This is a genomic window from Fictibacillus halophilus, from assembly GCF_042680145.1.
Classification (GTDB): Bacteria; Bacillota; Bacilli; order Bacillales; family Fictibacillaceae; genus Fictibacillus; species Fictibacillus halophilus_A.
This window is the reverse complement of the sequence record NZ_JBHTNQ010000001.1, coordinates 1,397,593-1,414,924: the sequence shown is the minus strand read 5'-3', so window position 1 is coordinate 1,414,924 and position 17,332 is coordinate 1,397,593. Positions and strand designations below refer to the sequence as shown.

At 37.2% G+C, this 17,332-nt stretch carries 16 protein-coding genes; 4 read left to right on the top strand and 12 right to left on the bottom strand.

What is annotated here, in order from left to right:
- Positions 1–183 precede the first annotated feature (183 nt).
- Complete coding sequence (locus tag ACFQ4X_RS07360; RefSeq protein WP_379834065.1) at positions 184–1,443, bottom strand: MFS transporter; 1,260 nt, start codon at positions 1,441–1,443, stop codon at positions 184–186.
- 175 nt (positions 1,444–1,618) lie between these two features.
- Here ACFQ4X_RS07360 and ACFQ4X_RS07355 point away from each other — a divergent pair, with 175 nt between their 5' ends.
- Positions 1,619–2,776, top strand: coding sequence for an aminotransferase A (locus tag ACFQ4X_RS07355; RefSeq protein WP_379834063.1), 1,158 nt, complete (start codon positions 1,619–1,621; stop codon positions 2,774–2,776).
- Positions 2,777–2,903: 127 nt separating this feature from the next.
- Positions 2,904–4,355, top strand: coding sequence for a UDP-N-acetylmuramoyl-L-alanyl-D-glutamate--2,6-diaminopimelate ligase (locus tag ACFQ4X_RS07350; RefSeq protein ID WP_379834061.1), 1,452 nt, complete (start codon positions 2,904–2,906; stop codon positions 4,353–4,355).
- A gap of 274 nt (positions 4,356–4,629) precedes the next feature.
- Here the strand turns inward: ACFQ4X_RS07350 and ACFQ4X_RS07345 are convergent, their stop codons facing one another.
- The 4 genes from ACFQ4X_RS07345 to ACFQ4X_RS07330 form a co-directional block, all read right to left on the bottom strand.
- Positions 4,630–8,166, bottom strand: a complete 3,537-nt coding sequence (locus tag ACFQ4X_RS07345; protein ID WP_379834059.1) for a dynamin family protein — start codon at positions 8,164–8,166, stop codon at positions 4,630–4,632.
- Positions 8,167–8,283: 117 nt separating this feature from the next.
- The gene (locus ACFQ4X_RS07340; protein ID WP_379834057.1) at positions 8,284–8,826 is read right to left on the bottom strand and encodes a GNAT family N-acetyltransferase; all 543 of its coding nucleotides are present in this window, start codon (positions 8,824–8,826) and stop codon (positions 8,284–8,286) included.
- A 60-nt stretch (positions 8,827–8,886) separates the two neighbouring features.
- On the bottom strand, positions 8,887–9,387 hold the full coding sequence (locus tag ACFQ4X_RS07335) for a metallophosphoesterase family protein (protein ID WP_379834055.1): 501 nt from the start codon (positions 9,385–9,387) through the stop codon (positions 8,887–8,889).
- 300 nt (positions 9,388–9,687) lie between these two features.
- Complete coding sequence (locus ACFQ4X_RS07330) at positions 9,688–11,220, bottom strand: DEAD/DEAH box helicase (RefSeq protein ID WP_379834053.1); 1,533 nt, start codon at positions 11,218–11,220, stop codon at positions 9,688–9,690.
- A 488-nt stretch (positions 11,221–11,708) separates the two neighbouring features.
- On the opposite strand from ACFQ4X_RS07330, the gene ACFQ4X_RS07325 reads away from it, so the two are divergent.
- Positions 11,709–13,118, top strand: coding sequence for a Na+/H+ antiporter NhaC family protein (locus tag ACFQ4X_RS07325; protein ID WP_379834051.1), 1,410 nt, complete (start codon positions 11,709–11,711; stop codon positions 13,116–13,118).
- A 10-nt stretch (positions 13,119–13,128) separates the two neighbouring features.
- On the opposite strand, the gene ACFQ4X_RS07320 is transcribed toward ACFQ4X_RS07325, so the two are convergent.
- Both ACFQ4X_RS07320 and asd read right to left on the bottom strand, forming a co-directional pair.
- Positions 13,129–13,755, bottom strand: a complete 627-nt coding sequence (locus tag ACFQ4X_RS07320) for a uracil-DNA glycosylase family protein (RefSeq protein ID WP_379834049.1) — start codon at positions 13,753–13,755, stop codon at positions 13,129–13,131.
- Positions 13,756–13,892: 137 nt separating this feature from the next.
- On the bottom strand, positions 13,893–14,744 hold the full coding sequence (asd, locus tag ACFQ4X_RS07315) for an archaetidylserine decarboxylase (RefSeq protein WP_379834047.1): 852 nt from the start codon (positions 14,742–14,744) through the stop codon (positions 13,893–13,895).
- A 157-nt stretch (positions 14,745–14,901) separates the two neighbouring features.
- On the opposite strand from asd, the gene ACFQ4X_RS07310 reads away from it, so the two are divergent.
- Positions 14,902–15,195, top strand: coding sequence for a HesB/YadR/YfhF family protein (locus ACFQ4X_RS07310; RefSeq protein WP_379834045.1), 294 nt, complete (start codon positions 14,902–14,904; stop codon positions 15,193–15,195).
- Between the two features lie 4 nt (positions 15,196–15,199).
- Here ACFQ4X_RS07310 and ACFQ4X_RS07305 read toward each other — a convergent pair whose 3' ends face one another.
- The 5 genes from ACFQ4X_RS07305 to ACFQ4X_RS07285 all read right to left on the bottom strand — a co-directional run bounded on the left by ACFQ4X_RS07305 (position 15,200) and on the right by ACFQ4X_RS07285 (position 17,068).
- Entirely contained in the window at positions 15,200–15,496 is a 297-nt protein-coding gene (locus ACFQ4X_RS07305; protein WP_379834043.1) for a hypothetical protein, read from the bottom strand.
- Positions 15,496–15,918: an acyl-CoA thioesterase gene (locus tag ACFQ4X_RS07300; RefSeq protein ID WP_379834041.1), complete on the bottom strand. Its 423-nt coding sequence runs from the start codon at positions 15,916–15,918 to the stop codon at positions 15,496–15,498. The genes ACFQ4X_RS07305 and ACFQ4X_RS07300 overlap by 1 nt, the downstream gene beginning before the upstream one ends.
- Positions 15,919–16,004: 86 nt before the next feature.
- On the bottom strand, positions 16,005–16,241 hold the full coding sequence (tlp, locus tag ACFQ4X_RS07295) for a small acid-soluble spore protein Tlp (RefSeq protein ID WP_066289823.1): 237 nt from the start codon (positions 16,239–16,241) through the stop codon (positions 16,005–16,007).
- A gap of 68 nt (positions 16,242–16,309) precedes the next feature.
- Positions 16,310–16,819, bottom strand: coding sequence for a hypothetical protein (locus tag ACFQ4X_RS07290; RefSeq protein ID WP_066289822.1), 510 nt, complete (start codon positions 16,817–16,819; stop codon positions 16,310–16,312).
- Between the two features lie 105 nt (positions 16,820–16,924).
- Positions 16,925–17,068, bottom strand: a complete 144-nt coding sequence (locus ACFQ4X_RS07285; protein WP_066241162.1) for an acid-soluble spore protein N — start codon at positions 17,066–17,068, stop codon at positions 16,925–16,927.
- Positions 17,069–17,332 lie beyond the last annotated feature (264 nt).

Below are 17,332 nucleotides of genomic sequence, written 5' to 3'. Positions count from 1 at the left end.
TTTTAACATTTCTTGGAAATACGCTTCTTCGATTAGTTGATTGGAGTGTAAGGTGCGAGACTCCTAAAGGCGCAAAGCGCAAGGAGGCTCACCGCACGCCCCGCGGAAAGCGAGCATCCTGAAGCGGAAATCGACCACTTTCAAGAGCAACAAAGTTTGCGAAAACAGCCTTTTTTAATTACGCTATTCTACTGCTGGCTTTAGATTCTTTGCAGACTGTGCTTCCTTGCTGCCTTCATCTCCCCCGCCCTTTTCCTTTTCAGGTTTTATCGCAAAGAACGCAGCTATTGCAGCAAGTATACTTACACCTGCAGATGTATAGAAAACTATTTCGTGTGAGGATTTCATCAGTATGGCATAGATTGGCGGACCTAAAGCTACTCCTACAAATCGCATTGAACTGTAAATAGAGGTTATCGTTCCTCTTGCTTCCTTATCTATTCCCTCTGTAATTAAAGCGTCCAAACAAGGCAATGCTGCCCCAATACCAATTCCGGCAATGAATAATGCCCCTAATAAAAAATAAACATTTTCAAAAAATGTAATCAGGAATGCTGATCCTCCGAGAAGCACCATGGATATGAACGTGCACCATTTCATAACTATTTTATTTTGTTTAATTTTTTTCCCTGCTATATAAGAGCAAATTGATAAAGCCAATAAAGGGACCGCCAGTACTAAACCTTTCATAACACCTTTGATGAAGTATTTTTCTTCTAAGATGGTCGATAGGTAAAATAAAATACCAAAAAGCACAAACATAATAACTCCGCCGATAAAAAAAATAGCCATAAGCCATTTACCTTCATTATGAAAGATTTCTTTAACATTCTTTAAAAACTCTTTAAACGGCTGCTTCTCTTGGTCTTTCTTTGGAACTTTAACTAAAAACAGCACCAATAAAATAGAAATTACACAGAACACGGGAATGAGCCAGAAAGGTAAAAACCAAATAATAGTGGCTAAAAAAGCCCCAAGGATCGGGCTTAGAACTTTCCCTATCGTATTAGATGTTTCAATCAGGCCTAAACCAGAGCTAACTTCTTCCTCCTCTTTGAACATATCTCCAACTAGAGGCATTACAACAGGTGCAGCACCAGAAGAACCCACCCCCTGAAGAAACCTTCCTACAAGAATAAGCATAAATGCATTATCCGCTTGCCAGGCCGCCCATCCTGAGATTAATCCCCCGATCCCTGCAATAAAAAGACTCGGGATAATTACTTTTTTACGTCCATATCGATCTGAAAGGTAACCCGCGATAGGTATTAAAAGAATGGCAACAATTGAATAAACTGTAATGATCATTGAGACTTGAAATGAGGAAATCTTTAATTCCTTTCCGATCTCAGGCAGAACAGGTATAAGCATCGAATTTCCCAGCGTCATTACAAGAGGAATTGATGCGAGTGCAAGCAGATCCCATTTTTTCTTTGCTTCCATAATATCCTCCACAACCGTACTATTACCTCTTTAGTATTGTAAAAAGTGCTGAAACCATACAAGAAAATCCACCCATTGACTGCAGAAACAAATTAAAGCTACACTTATTGCAAAGTGAATTTTCAACAAAATACTCAGAAAACCGCATGTGGAAGACGAAAGGAAGTTATTATTAATGGAACATTTGTTAAACAGCCGCGCTAGATCCATTCAAATATCAGGTATACGCAAGTTCTTTAATGAGGTAGCGAAATATCCAGACGCGATATCCCTCACTCTTGGTCAGCCTGATTTTCCTACTCCACTGCATGTAAAGGAAGCAGCTATAAAAGCTATACATAATAATCAAACCGTATATTCACATAACGCTGGATATGAAGAATTAAGGAAAGCTGCCGCTTCATTTCTTTATGAAAAGTATGATCTTAACTATAACCATCAAAATGAAGTTATTGTTACAACGGGAGCGAGTGAAGCAATTGATATCTCTTTGAGAGCCATTTTGTCTGAAGGTGATGAAGTTTTATTGCCTGCACCAGTTTATCCAGGATATGAACCCGTAATTACATTGTGCGGAGCGAAAGCTATATATATCGATACTACACGAACAGGTTTTAAAGTAACGGTGGATCTTATAAAGGAAGTTATTACACCTAAAACCAAAGCCATTATTCTTCCGTTTCCATCCAACCCTACTGGGGTAATTCTTGAAGATAACGAACTTGAAGAACTGGCTAATTACTTATGTAACCAAAATATCTTTGTCATTTCTGATGAAATCTACAGTGAACTTAGATATAACGGAAAACACCGGTCTATAGCATCTTATAACGGGATGCGCGATAAGACCTTTGTTATTAATGGTCTTTCAAAATCACATAGCATGACTGGCTGGAGAATCGGCCTTTTATTTGCCCCTGTTGAAATCCTTCAGCATGTTTTAAAGGTTCATCAGTACAATGTTACTTGTGCATCAACGATTTCACAGGCAGCTGCTATAGAAGCGCTGACTAAGGGCAAAGATGACGCAGCTCCCATGAGAAATGAATATAAAAAACGTTTGGATTACTGTTCTGGCCGTTTGGAGCAGATGGGATTGGCGTTCGAAAAACCTAATGGCGCCTTTTACCTTTTCATTCCTGTTAAGCATTTTGGTTTAAGTTCTTATCAATTTGCTTTAAATCTTCTTCAAAAAGAACGTATAGCAGTCGTACCGGGTAATGCCTTTTCTTCTCTTGGAGAAGGTTATATAAGAATCTCTTATGCTGCATCTTTAGAGCAGCTTGAAAAGGGTATGGACGGTCTAGAAAATTTTATAAAAACTATTTCTTAAACTGCCCTAAAATGGGCGGTTTTTTCGAATAGTTTACATAACCATATTACGGTTAAATTTATGTTCGTGTATAAGAACTCAAATTAGAAAAACAATACAAATACTTTATTAAAAGGATGACGTTTCCGTGAATTTACAAGCATTATTAAGCCACTTGCACATTGACGCCAATACAAATAAAGATCCTATAATCACCGGCATTACTTCTCATTCAAAAAAAGTAGAGCCGGGTTATTTGTTCTTTGCTATTTCAGGTGTGCAGGCGGACGGACATCAATACATACAAGAAGCATTTGAGAATGGTGCTGCAGCTGTAGTTGGTGAATATCGTGAAACATCAGCCTCTGGCCTTTACTTTTACGCAAAAGATACGAAGCGATTGTTAAGCCTTGCTGCTTCTTACTTTTATGACGAACCGTACAAAAAGCATAAGATGACCGGAATTACTGGAACCAATGGAAAAACCACGACTTCCTTTCTATTGCAGCACATCCTCATATCACATGGAATCTCAACTGCATTGTTCGGTACTGTTCACCACTATATCAATTCTAAAATTGTAAAAAGCTCGCATACAACTCCTGACCCTGTTACATTACAGAAAATGTTGAGCGAAAGTAATGACGAAGCAGTTGTGATGGAAGTAAGTTCCCATGGCCTTGAACAAAATAGAATTGAAGGGATCACATATAATCAGGCCATCTTCTTAAATTTAACTCACGATCATCTGGACTATCACGGTACAATGGAGTCCTATTATCAATGCAAGGCAAAACTTTTTTCATATTTAAAACCAAAAGGTACAGCTATTATTTGCAGTGAAGGAAGCTATGGAAAACGTTTAATTCAGGAATTGTCTTCAAAGAATACATTGCAGGTTTGGACTTATGGGAAAAGAAAAACTGATCATTTTTATATTGAAGATGTAGGGAAAAATCATTTTAATCTTGTTCATGAAACGCTGCATGTAACAGTCCCTCTTCCCTTGCCCGGTGATTATAATGCCTTAAATACCACTGCTGCTATCGCTGCTGCACTTGATTACGGAGTACCTATTAAGGATTCCATTAACTATCTCAAGACCTTCCAGGGCATACCTGGAAGGTTTGAAGAACTTACTCTTTATAATGGGACTGAAGTCATCATTGATTACGCACATACTCCTGACGGGGTATCACAAGTATTAGAAGCAGCCAGAAAAAAAGCGGGCAGCCGTCCGTTCTATCATGTTTTTGGATTTAGAGGAAATCGGGACGTGACGAAAAGATCGGAAATGATCAGCATCTCTTTAGAATATAGCGATGAAACCGTGTTAACGGTAGATGATTTAGATGGAGTGACAACAGAGCAGCTTATTCAAGAAACAAAAGAAGCGATACCAGTTGGTCCGCACTCCCCTACGGTTATTTCTGACAGAACAGAAGCAATCTTTTATGCTTTAAGGGAAGCACCTCCAAAAAGTGTCGTCATTATAACTGGAAAAGGACCTGAGAACTACAAAGAAAAGTATCAATACCCTTCAGATTCCGATTTATCTACAGTTAAACTTTTTCAATCTTTAAATAAAGCAGCTTTATAACACGAAAAAACAGCACATGCTCAAGCAGCAGTGCTGTTTTTATGGCTGTTTTCGTATACATTGTTGAGATTAGAAGATGTTGATTTCCGCTACAGGATGCTCGCTTTCCGCGGGGTGTGCGGTGAGCCCCCTAGGCTAATCAAGCCTGCAGGGGTCTCACCTGTCCCGCTTATCCCACAGGAGTCTCGCACCTTCCGCTCCAATCAACTTGTCAACGAAGCTTACTCTATAAAAATGTCCAAAAGCAACAATCTATAAAAATGAGCCTTTTTTATTAATGTGACATTTTATTTAGGCAATTTTTCAAATTAGTTATCCGAGCTTCAAGATCTCCTGGTTTTTTTAATTCGTTAAAATAACCGGTGATCTGATTCAAGAAATCTTCTCTTGAATGAAGTTCTGCTTTCGCGATAACAGACATGTAATGTTGTTCAAGTGCTTTCTCTGCTGTTGCAATCCATTGTTCCACTTCTGTCTCTACACGTTTTGCCAAATCATTCTTTAGGTCGTTAGAACCGCCTTGTTCAAAGAATTGTTTTGCATTTTTGAAATAAGATATCCATTCTTTATTATCTCTTCCTGCGCTATCATTGAATTTAGAAGAAAGTGAAGGTGTATCATACAAACTTGAATTCTCTGCGGGAAGCTTTAAACTAACCTGGAATTCCTCGCCTTTTTCTATCGTATTCTTTTCTTTATCATTAAGATTCCTTTGTATCCATTTATCTAAGCGTAGTGAACAGGCTCTGAATTCCTGGTGAAGATCATGTGCTAACTTAGCATATAATTCTGAGATACATGCATTAAGCTCGGCTTTAGAAGATTTGACAGCAGCTGGATGAATGGTCTCTTTATAAAAATCATGATAGCGAATCAAGACCCTTTGTTTAACGTAGAATAAGAGCTCTTTCTGCTCCTGTTCAAATTGTTTCTTTGCTAAGAAAATATTCTTCGTGCAATATTCCAGCAATGAATTTTCTCTTTGTTGAATAGCATTCAAATATTCATCTTCTTGCTGCAGTCTTAGCTCTGTTTCAGAGACCATATTGTGAACGACATTTTTGGCATGATTTTGAGAAGCTTCTGCACTTTTGATCATCGCCTGTTCAAGATCATTCTCTACATAATGAAACAAGCTTTTAGTAAATAAGTCAAAACCGCTCTCAGGATGCCCTTGTTCGGATAATTCATTTTTACTGGAAACCGAAAATAATCTTGGATTTCGAATCCCAAACGTCTGGAGGTTACCTTTCACATGGTTTACGACATCCTTTTTATCTTCTTCGCTGTTCGCCAGATCAGAAGCATTTATGGCAAAGAACATTTTATCGGAAGTAAATGTGTCTTTAATCCTTCCTAACTGTATTAAAAATTCCCTGTCTGCATAAGAGAAGGCATGATTAAAGTAAGTCAGATAAATAATAATATCTGCCTGTTTCATATATTCAAATGCTACTTCTGTATGACGTGAATGAATGGAGTTCGCTCCAGGTGTATCAACGAGAACAAGACCTTTTTCAGTTAATGGACAGCTGTAATATATCGTTATTTTTTTAACAAAACAGGCTTTCGATTCAACAGCTGCAAAGTTTCTGATTTCGGACATATCAGCTTTAATGTGTGTGCCCAGCTGTCTCTTAGAACCTTGATACCCTTGTATAAAGGCTCCTACATGCTTATTACCCTCATATTCTTCTTTTGAAGTATCTTGTAAAATACTTAAATCATTGTGATTAGATTGAAGAATCATATTGATTTCATTAAGAACTTCCTGCTCCGATTTCATTTCAATCATTACAGTACCATGCTCATTTTCTTCATCTGGTTTTCGGATTTCATTAATGGCAGCTGTTGTCGGATTTGGTGATGAAGGAAGGATCGCTTCTCCAAACAAGGCATTGGCAAAGGAAGATTTCCCTGCCGAAAATGCTCCAAATAATACAGTTGAAAAAGAGCGCTTCTTTAGCCTGTCAGCAAGCTGATTCATCTCATCTGCTATGTTTGAAAATCCGGATAATGGCTTAAGAAGGGCTGCTGTTTTATATAGCTTTTCAGTCTCATCTAATAGCGTGCCGGATCTTTCATTTTCCTTCTTTTGTACTTCAGAAATAACCTGTTCAGCGTTTAACGTTTTGTTTTCTGTTATCTCACCAAATTTGCTTTTAAACTCTTCAACCGATATCTCATTGTATTGTGATTTAAATTTTTGTTCATACTCTTTCACAGCAAAAACCAGTGGTTCTTCAGCGGTTGCAGCACTTAACAATTCTTTCTTTTTTTCTGCCCAAATAACAGCATCTTCTTTTTCCTTTTTAAGAGCTGCTATTTCCTTATTAATCTTTTCTTCTTTATCTTGATGTGCCGCAGAAACTCTATCATTCTCACCTTTTACTATGGAAATAGCAAAAGAGATACATTCACTCATCTGCTGCCGGGCTTTCTTTTTTACTTCCCCAGCAATGCTATCACAATAATTTATCAGACCTTGTCCTTGTGAAGATAAACCTGATTGGACATAGGAATATAACGTTTCATCATTAAGACTTATGTTTTCCCATTGAGGAAAATCAATCTGAAACTCTTTCTGCAAGCTGTTTATATAATTTTGTGCATGCCAGTTTATATGAGCGTCAACTGACTCTTGCAGTTTTTCTTGAAATGCATTTTTTCTATGGGTTCGTTCTTGTTCTGTTTTTTGTTTTGAGAAGAACAAACCTACCTTAAAGTCATTTTTTGCAGCCTCAATGAACAGTCCTGCTTTTTCTCTAGTTTCATATGGCATTAATTGAGCAGACTCAATTATTTTCACAAACTGATCACGAATGGTTTTTTCTTTTTCCTTATTATTTTGTTCAATATCGCTTATTAAAGATTGCTGGTTTTTCTTTTCGTTATACAAAAGTGCCAGTTTTTCTTCTATTGCCTCTAAGTTAAGTTTGTTTTTTTCATTTTGCTCAACAAACTCTGTCACAAAATAACGAAGCTGGCGGTTTGTTTCCTGAAGTAGCAAATGGTCTTTATTTAATTCGATTTTTTTTATATAAGCTACTAAAGCCGAGAGATCGTTAAAAGGAATTTCCGGGGATCTTACACTTGTGAAAAAGATTTGCTCCTTACTGATTCCAAAAGCTTTAAACGCCTCAAACACGTTCTCTTTAAAGGAATTAAAAGAAAGCTCTTTTTCCTGATGTTTGTCGATTTGATTAATAATTAATCGGATTGATTTGCCCTTTTCATTCAACGATTTGATAAATTCAATATTTGTCTCTGAAAGGATGTGGTTATAATCCATAACATAAAAAATAACATCCGCTAAATGTATGACGTTCTCAGTCGCTTTCTTATGAGCTGGATCTGTAGAATCAATTCCAGGGGTATCATAAAATGCAATGTTTGCCGCAGTATTTTCCTTTTTCTCGTAAAAAAGTTCGATAGCATCTACAAGTTCTGCGTCTTTACATAAAGTCTTGATTTCTTCTACGTTATAAGGATGTTTGAACGTAACTACTTCTTTATTTTTCAGATGAACAACAGCCTTAGGTTCACCTTGTTTCATTTTTACGATATTCGCGCTTGTTGGAATAGGACTTGCCGGTAAAATCCCCGTATTTGATAAAGCATTGATCAAACTGGATTTTCCTGCCGAGAAGTGACCGCAGAATGCAATAGCATACTCTTCTTCCGCAACTTTAAGAAACAGTTCACTAATCTGTCCTGCTTTTTCAAATTCTTTTAGTTCATCAAACTTTTCATATAAAGCAATCAAACGCTGTTTTTCTGTATATAATAATTCTTTTTCAGTTGATTTCATCGTATCCACCTGTCTTCGGGTCATGTATCACTATTCACTTTACCATATATATGATAACGATTTCACCATTGTTTATCATTATGAATATCCGAAAACAGATTTCTTCCACTAATTCTCTTACTTCGATTCAAAAAAATATGCCATAAAAATCTCATCTTCAAATTTCCCATCAATAATCACCTGATTCTTTTGTCTGCCTTCTGTAATAAATCCAACTTTTTCATATACCAATACTGCTTTCTCATTTCCTGAAAAAACAGTCAGCCATAACTTATGTAAGTTGTTTGTACGTCCCCATCTTAAAGTATAATTCATGACTTGTTTGCCAATCCCGAGACCTTGGGAATCTGGGTGAATCCACGTCCTGAATATACCGGTATGTTTTTTCATCTCGAGTTCGCCTTTTAAAACTCTTGCGATCCCAACGACTTTTCCTTTGCGTTCAACGGCTGTGTACATGTTACCTTTTAACTTTGTTTCAAGTATAAATTTAATTTCCTCTTCTAAAGAGCGCGGTTCTTCTTTTTGAAGATATCTTCCTGCTTTAACAATGGTCTCAACATGCTTTATTATATCTTTGGCATCACTTTCAGCTACTGGACGCAATATAATCGTTTCTCCGTTTTTAGCTTCAAAAGAAAAAGTTTCCCCGCTTTGCATACACCATTTCCTCCCTTGTCAATATTTTCTTATTATGTCTTTTTCATATCTTGTCATTCATTATGCAAAATAGTGGTGCTGTAATTCATTCTCATTAGAATTTATCGTTAATAAGCCATAAGAGAACTTTTTCTGCCTCCGTTTATCGGTGGGTGAACCCGGGTTAAATAAGATGATCTCATCCCGCTTCTCCATAAAAGGGATATGTGAATGACCAAAAACGATCAGGTCTGGTTTATCATCAATACATGATTGATAAGCTCTATCTGGTGTAGTTCTTCCTTTTCCCAGATGGCCATGTACGATTGCGATTTTTATATGTTCTGCCTGCAGCACCTTTTTATCAGGGAGCTGTTTAGCCCATTCATCTTTTTCTGCGTTCCCTCTTACGCCATAAACGGGAGCATAGAGACTTAACTCCTCATACACAGATTTTTCCGACCAGTCTCCTGCATGAATGATTAAATCCACATCTTTCTTTAATACGCTTATGAGTTGTTCAGGAAGTGCAATAGCTTTTTTTGGCATATGAGTATCAGCTAAAATCAATATCTTCTTCATTGCAGCTATCCTCCTTAATTATAAAAGCTGTTTTTGTAAACTTTGTTGCTATAGGAAGTGGTTGATTTCCGCTTCAGGTGCTCGCTTTCCGCGGGGCGTGCGGTGAGCCTCCCTATCGCTTCGCACTGTCGGGGTCTCACCTGTCCCTCGGGTCCCGCAGGAGTCTCGCACCTTCCCCTACAATCAACTTATCAAAGAAGGATTTTCTTAAAAATGATTCAAAAACAAGTATCTTTTAGAAAAAAGCCTATAAAAAAAGCAAAGGGACACTTGAAAGTCCCCTTGCTTTTGTCGATTCATTTATCCTCTATTTTTAAAATCTTCACGCACGCGTTTTTGTGAACGGTATGACTGGTCACGTCCTCCGCTTCGGCTTCCGCCTTCACGAGATCCGCTTCTTTCACCTTTTGAGAAGCCAGAACGACGGTCTCTTCCGCCTCCACCTTCTCTTTTGCCTCCAGAACCAGAACGTCTGCGGTCAGAGAAACGATTGTTTGGACGGCGCTTTTTAACTGATAAAGGCGGCTCGTCTGTTAAGTTGATCGGAGTTGTATCAGGCTCTTTTGTAAGAAGTTTTAAAGCAGCTGCTAAAAGCGTAACAGAATCATTCTCTTCCAATAATTCAACTGCTGTTTGCTTATAACCGCTAAAGTTATCTTCTTCAACAACTTCCATCAACTTTTCAAGTGTAATCTGCTGTTGTCCTTCCATTGCTTCAGAAACTGAAGGAATCACTCGTTTAACCATTTTACGCTTAGTGATTTTTTCAATCGTATATAAGTGATCGATCTCACGTGGAGTAATAAACGTTAATGCATAACCTGTTTTCCCTGCACGTCCAGTTCGTCCAATACGGTGAACGTAGCTTTCAGGATCTTGAGGGATATCAAAGTTATATACATGAGATACACCAGAGATATCAAGACCGCGTGCTGCTACGTCTGTAGCAACAAGCACTTCGATTGTATTGTTTTTAAATGCACGCAATACTTTATCACGTTTTGCTTGCGGAAGATCACCATGGATACCTTCAGCTGAATATCCACGTTTACTCAATGCTTCAGATAATTCATCTACACGGCGCTTCGTACGTCCGAAAACGATCGCAAGCTCTGGAGAGTGAATGTCCATGAAGCGGCAAAGCGCATCAAACTTTTGACGTTCTTTCACTTCAACATATTCTTGTTCAATGTTCTTAACTGTCATTTCAGAAGCTTTTACTTTAATAAGTAAAACATCTTTCATGAATTTTGCAGCAAGGTTTTGAATTTGTTTTGGCATTGTTGCAGAGAAAAGCATCGTGTGGCGTTCTGTTGGAACGTTTTCTAAGATCTTTTCGATATCTTCAACAAACCCCATGTTTAACATTTCATCAGCTTCGTCCAATACCACTGTATGAACGCTATCAAGCTTTAATGTCTTTCTGTTGATATGATCTTGAACTCGACCTGGTGTTCCTACAATGATATGCGGTCCGTTTTTCAATGCTTTAATTTGTCGAACAATCGATTGTCCACCATAGATCGGAAGAGTTTTAATACCTTTAAATTGTCCGATTTTATTAAGTTCTTCAGCAACTTGAACAGCTAATTCTCTTGTCGGTGCTAAAACGATACCTTGCACGAGTCGTGATTTTGTATCCATTTTTTCAATTAGCGGAATTCCAAAGGCAGCTGTTTTCCCAGTACCTGTTTGAGCCTGACCAATTAAGTCAGTACCTTTAAATGCTGTAGGAATTGTATCACGCTGAATTGGTGTTGCTTCCTCAAACCCCATATTGTTGATTGATTGAAGCAACTCGGGACTAAGTCCCAATTCTTGAAATGTTGTCAATGTTCTATCTCCTTTTCTTGACGAAAAAGGTTTATACGATAACCTCGTGGACCTGACATGTGATTAATTATTTAAGGTGTCAGCCAAATTGTTTTCAAAATACATCATGATTTGCACATAAAATAGCATTTCCGCTGGTTTAATTGACTGGAAATGCTTAGCCATGTGAATATGCGTAAAAATTAAAAGTTAATAGTTACAAGGCTATCCGTAATTCAAACTTGTTCCGTCCATATATATTCCGTTGTTAAACTTATCACGTAACCATAATAAATGCAACTCTTTACATCACAAGAACCATTTAATTATTTTAGTGAAAAGTATTTAAATTACTTGTGTTTAAATGATAACGGTACTATTTTAACCAATGCAGCACTTATTGAAACATGAAAAAGCCCTTTAAAAATATTTGTTTATAGTTTAAGCAGAATATTTTTTTGAAACCATCACACGCTAATCTTATGACTTCGTGCGAAAGAAGGGCTTTTATGAGCAGTAGCTGGGTTTCAGTCATACCGTTTTTAGTTGTAATACCAATCGCCATAAAAACAAAACAAGTGCTGCCAGGCTTGATTGCAGGACTTTTAACAGGTTCTTATCTCCTTAAACCTACTTTTGTAGGAGGACTTGAGAAAATGGTCCAGTTTCTTGTAAAAGGATTGATTGACCCTAAGAACATTAAAATTTTAGTTTTTTTGTATGCTTTTTCAGGATTGATCTCGATGATAAAGCTTTCCGGCGGCATCAGGGGGTTTGTTGAAGAAGCATCTAGCAGAATTCAAACTAAAAAAGGTGCTCTTTTTTTAACTTATGCTTCAACCATCGGAACTTTTGCGGCACCGAGTTTCCGTTTTGTAACCATCGCTCCTATAATGAGAGCATTGTTAAAAAAGGTGAAAATGTCAACACAAGAACTCGGCTTTGTTATTGAAACAACAGCCACGCCTATCATAGTTTTAATACCAATCGCTACAGCTTTCGTCGGCTATATGACATCTATCGTAGATATCTCACTTAAAAATGAGAATCTAAGCGGAGATCCATATACGTTATTTATTCAAAGCATTCCATATAACTTCTTTTCGTTCGTAATGATTATAGTTGGTGTTTATTTAAGTTTCTTTCACCATTCAAAATCGACGGAAGAAAGCGATCCAGATCACGTTGGAGATAAAGAAGATGATGATTGGCATAATTGTGATCCTGCCGTCGGAAAAGAGCTGCCTAACAAACCTTGGAATTTAATAATCCCTTTAATCTTAGTCGTTTCTCTCACTCTTCTCCTGACATGGTGGGATGGCTATAAAAAATCTGGAGGATTCATAAAAGCATTCATTTCAGCAGATGTTATGGATGCTATGCTGATCGCTCTTTTGTTCACCTCGATCTTTACGTTCCTCTTTTTAAGAATACAGCGTATGAAAACAGGAGATCTATTGAATGGTTTTATATTCGGAGGCAATGAGCTTATGAGCGTAATTGTTTTGCTGGCTGTAGTCTGGGGGCTTTCCTCTGTGACGGAAGAGCTCGGTTTTTCTGCCTTTGTTACAAAATACGCAGGATGGATCCCGGCTTCAGTAATTGTACCTTTATTGTTCTTATTCGGCTGTACAGTGTCCTATTTCATTGGTTCTGCTTGGGGGACTTGGGGGATTTTAATGCCTCTTGGGGTTTCAATGGCAGGAGTTGCTGGCGTATCACTGCCACTCGTGATTGGAGCAGTTTTTGCGAGTGGTACCTTTGGAGCTTTTGCTTCCCCGCTAAGCGACGATACGAACACGATCGCGCGGATATTAAATTTATCAGTAATTAAATATGCACGTTACAAACTGAAACCCGCACTTATTGCTGCTGGTATTACAGCAGTACTATATGGTGTTACGGTCTTTTTCTTTTGAACCTCCTGATTTAGGAGGTTCGTTTTATTTCTTGATCCCTGACAATTTGAATAACGTTTCTATACCGTTCTCTTGACCAAGAATTATAAGAAGGATGCGGCACTCCTTTAATTATATTCAGCTTGTCCCTAATTGCTAATTGATTCACATACTTTTCAGCAAATTTTCCGCAAGGCACGATAATCGAATCATCTTCAATCGTTCTTATCAATCGATCTTGGAAATCATGGATAAGCAATTCATTGAACAGCGCTTTATTTTCATCTCTAAATTGATTTGCTGTGCTTTTACGGATAGTTTCTGCAATTTCCAATTCGTTTTTATATTTTTGAATAAATTCTGTTTCAGGATAAGCTGATTGCTGCAGAGGAAAAGGACAAACGTTGACAATTCCGTAAAAAGTCTGTTTTTCATCTTGCATAAGCTGTTTTAAATATTTTCCCATAGGAAGTATATCTTCCTGCAAAAAAAGTGCCTTTGCCATTGATCTTCCTGAAAGCCCGGCAAGAGGCACTCCTGCCTTTAGTTCTTCTTTATGAGGGGATTCCAATATAAAGATCAATTTGGAATCAAGGGCAATATCAGGCACACTGTAACTGGCTTTTGCATTTTCAAAAAATTCTTTTATTCTAAGCATGGTAAACTCCTTTCTTACTCAAAGTAAAAATCCGGCAAACGAATGTCTGCCGGATATATTTTTGGATGTTTTGATAAAATTTGCTGCTTGATTTCCGCCCCAGGATGCTTACTTTCCGCGGGGCAAAAACAATTTAATTAGAAGCTGAACTCTTTCTGTTTTGAAGAAGCTGGATGTTTTCCAATAATTTCGCCCATGCGCACAGACTTTCCGACAGCAAGGGATTTATCAAATGAAAAATCCTTATCTTCAAACAATAAGATGACCGTAGATCCAAACTCAAAGTGACCTACTTCATCTCCTTTTTCATATGTTACAGGAGCAACGTTCGTTTTCATGATTTTCTTCCATTTACGAACTTTGTCATCATATTTAACCTTTACACTTCCAACAATAAATGCTCCCACCTTTACGATTGCGAGCTTGCCATAATCTGTTTCAGCAAATGTAACTACACGTTCATTTTTGGTAAATAGTCCTTTAACATGATTAACACCAATATCATTAACTGGGAAAAGACGTCCCGGAATGTACGTAGAACTATAAACTTCCCCTTTAACTGGCATGTGGATACGATGATAATCTTTCGGACTTAAATAAATGGTTATAAAGTGACCGCTCTCGAAGTCTGCGTTACCTTCATCTGCAAGGAGTTTTTGTACAGGGTATGATATTCCTTTCGCCTGGATGATCGTACCCTTTTCAATACGTCCCATTTGAGTAACAAGTCCATCAACAGGTGAAATGGCCTCTGAATCTTCACCGCGAATCGGCCGTGCGTCCTGTTTAAGTTTTCTTGAGAAGAACTCAGTAAGATGGGCATATTCATGAATAGGCTTCTCTATTTCAGATAGGTTAATTTTATAATGTTTAGCATAACGTTTCACATATCGTTTGCTTAGTTTCGAACGTCCAGCTTTACCGACGATTGATGAAATTTTATTTTGCGGCAATAAGGTTAAGACTAACCTTGCAACTCGTTGTTTCATTTAATTTCCCCTTTATATGTTAGATCCTGTCAAATGATCGCTATAACTTATTATAACCATTTTAACATAGATGAAAAGGCATTTTTATTGTTAATTAAATAAGCATATGTCACAATAGCACCAATTAAATCTGAGCAGACATAAGGAGTGTTCTCATTTGAAAATTCACATGAGCGAAGAAACAGCAGGATATATCATTAAAGATCTTCAAGCAGTAGAAGGTAAAAAAATTCGTTTTTTTGTCCGCTTAGGAGGCTGCAGCACAGTTCAAGATGGATTTTCTCTTGGAATTAATAAAGATACACCAAAGCACCCAGCAGTTGTATTAGGCATACAAAATCATGAGTTTTTTATCGAAGAAGAAGATGAATGGTTCTTTGACCAAAATGATTTAACTGTTTCAGTTAAAAACGATGAAATTCAATTTGAATTTCATAACGAAATGAAATAGGAAGTTATAAAAACTTTTGAAGCTCATTCATACGTCCTTCCTGTTCCATTATAATTCTTTGCTTATCCCCGATCAGATCAAAATGGGGATAAGCATCTCTTTCATGAATCCACTCTGCTTTTAACCCATATTTACTTCCCCACGTTATTAATTTCTGTAGATCCTTGCAGCCAACCTTTGTTACACTCTTTTCATGCGGAAAACGCGGATCAAGCCAAAAGTGTGTAATAAAAGCAATTTGACCTGCTTCCACTTCCGATTTCCATTTCTTAAGCTGAGATCTGTTTATTCCAAATGCCATTATGATCCACTGCTCGCATTTACATATGCTTCATGCCATTCAGGAAAGTATTTCTTTATAGAGATCGGACGGAAGTTTTCCTTTTTTACACAAACATGCGTAGAAACTCCCGTTACACACAACTCATGATTTTCGTTATAAATCTCATAAGCATATACTACTTTAATACCTGAATATTCTTTTATCGCAGTTTTGATAATCGCCTGCTGACCATATGTTAACGGTTTTTTATATGATGCTTGAATGCCAGTTACAGGAGAAAGGATACCTTGTGCTTCCATATCAGCATATTTAAATCCGAGAGACTCGATGAGTTTTGTTCTTCCGATTTCAAACCATACTAAATAATTTGCATGGTATACGACACCCATCTGATCTGTTTCTGCATATCTTACATCAACAATTGTTTCAATAAACTTCATTTGTATTATATCCACCCTTTTTGCTCTTTTTCTTTCCACTTTAGTAGAAAAAGCAAAAAAAGACCAGCATTATGCCGGTCTTCCATTTATTGAAGATCATTGCCTTCTCTGTAGGCTTTTTCTTCCTGGATTTCAATCTGAAACTGTTCGATCGATTCTTGTCTATGCTGATTCTTTTCTTTAATCTGCTCTTTTTGGCTAGCAGTTAAATTCGTGTTATCAGCTGTTTCATTAGCTTCTTGAATGTTTTGCTGTGTATTTTCGACCATTTGCTCTAAGCGCTCAACGTTATTGCTGCGGTCATCTTTGTTTGGTTTTTGCATGATGTATTCTCCTTTTTATTTGAAGTGAATTCACCATAGTGTTTGCAATAAACCAAATAACTTATTCTCTAATTTTTTTGCAGCAATATTGGACTCATGTTCTCAATACTGCTTTTACAAAGATCCGTAAGATACTTCCAATACTCAACAACGCTTTCATCTTCGGAATTTTTCATCGTAATTTCAAGCCAGGCAAGCTCTTCGGCAAGTCTTATAGAAGAACCAATCCAATATTTTTTGTTTTTTACAGTAATTTGAAAAGGTTCTTCAAATCGAAAAGGCAAATAAAATCCTTCCGTATTTGGATGTAGGATGATGTGCTGATAGACCGTTCCTTTTGTAAGCTTTGCGTAAAATAAAAATACCCCATCATTTTTCGCAGCAGCTTTTTTTAGCTTTTCTAACGTTTCAACATTTCCAAGTTCCATCGTAGTAACTTCTTTATCCCAGTTCAATTCTTCACGAAATGGAACTAGATGTCCTAACCTTTGCATTTCAATTTCAAGCTGACGGTATAAATAATCCTGATCATCTTTATTATGTGATACAGGTAATGGTTTGACAGATGCCGTAATCAAACGTACCCCTCCTAATTCTTTCACTACATACATTTTTTCGACAAAATCTTTAATATATGGGAGTCCATGTGAAAATTAGGAGGAGGGAATATTTACATTTTTATTTTATTTGCCTTTTGGAGGAACATAGTCAGCATGATCATGTGACTTATTCGCCATCTTTTTTCCGTTGTTGCTATTGCTTTCTCTTGGCTGTGTGCCAATATGGTTTGGAACAAAATCTTCTGGAAAGCGTTTTGGATTACTCAAAGGTCTTACCCCCTTTCGTCTTCTTTTTACTTTTCCTTTAAATAATTGGCTCTATGCATGATGGAACAATTCCTAATTTGCGGATGATGATAAAAAGTGATCGAGATTTTTTGTCGCGATGGGTGTCGACTCGTGGTTAAATTTAAATTAACATGGGATTATTAAGCTTTACCGTGGGTTTATTTCGTTTAACTGAGAAAAAAATTTTTCATTTTCACTCTGTTGTTCTGAAATGAACAAAACAATATTTGTACATATTGAATA

What these genes read in the sequence shown, in the direction of transcription:
- ACFQ4X_RS07340 (WP_379834057.1), bottom strand. Translation starts at nt 8,826, where the DNA reads ATGCAAAGCGGGGAAACTTTTTCTTTTGAAGCTAAAAACGGAGAAACG.
- ACFQ4X_RS07345 (WP_379834059.1), bottom strand. Translation starts at nt 8,166, where the DNA reads ATGAAATCAACTGAAAAAGAATTATTATATACAGAAAAACAGCGTTTG.
- ACFQ4X_RS07360 (WP_379834065.1), bottom strand. Translation starts at nt 1,443, where the DNA reads ATGGAAGCAAAGAAAAAATGGGATCTGCTTGCACTCGCATCAATTCCT.
- ACFQ4X_RS07355 (WP_379834063.1), top strand. Translation starts at nt 1,619, where the DNA reads ATGGAACATTTGTTAAACAGCCGCGCTAGATCCATTCAAATATCAGGT.
- tlp (WP_066289823.1), bottom strand. Translation starts at nt 16,241, where the DNA reads ATGCAAAAACCAAACAAAGATGACCGCAGCAATAACGTTGAGCGCTTA.
- ACFQ4X_RS07305 (WP_379834043.1), bottom strand. Translation starts at nt 15,496, where the DNA reads ATGGCATTTGGAATAAACAGATCTCAGCTTAAGAAATGGAAATCGGAA.
- ACFQ4X_RS07320 (WP_379834049.1), bottom strand. Translation starts at nt 13,755, where the DNA reads ATGCTTAGAATAAAAGAATTTTTTGAAAATGCAAAAGCCAGTTACAGT.
- asd (WP_379834047.1), bottom strand. Translation starts at nt 14,744, where the DNA reads ATGAAACAACGAGTTGCAAGGTTAGTCTTAACCTTATTGCCGCAAAAT.
- ACFQ4X_RS07300 (WP_379834041.1), bottom strand. Translation starts at nt 15,918, where the DNA reads ATGAAGTTTATTGAAACAATTGTTGATGTAAGATATGCAGAAACAGAT.
- ACFQ4X_RS07325 (WP_379834051.1), top strand. Translation starts at nt 11,709, where the DNA reads ATGAGCAGTAGCTGGGTTTCAGTCATACCGTTTTTAGTTGTAATACCA.
- ACFQ4X_RS07335 (WP_379834055.1), bottom strand. Translation starts at nt 9,387, where the DNA reads ATGAAGAAGATATTGATTTTAGCTGATACTCATATGCCAAAAAAAGCT.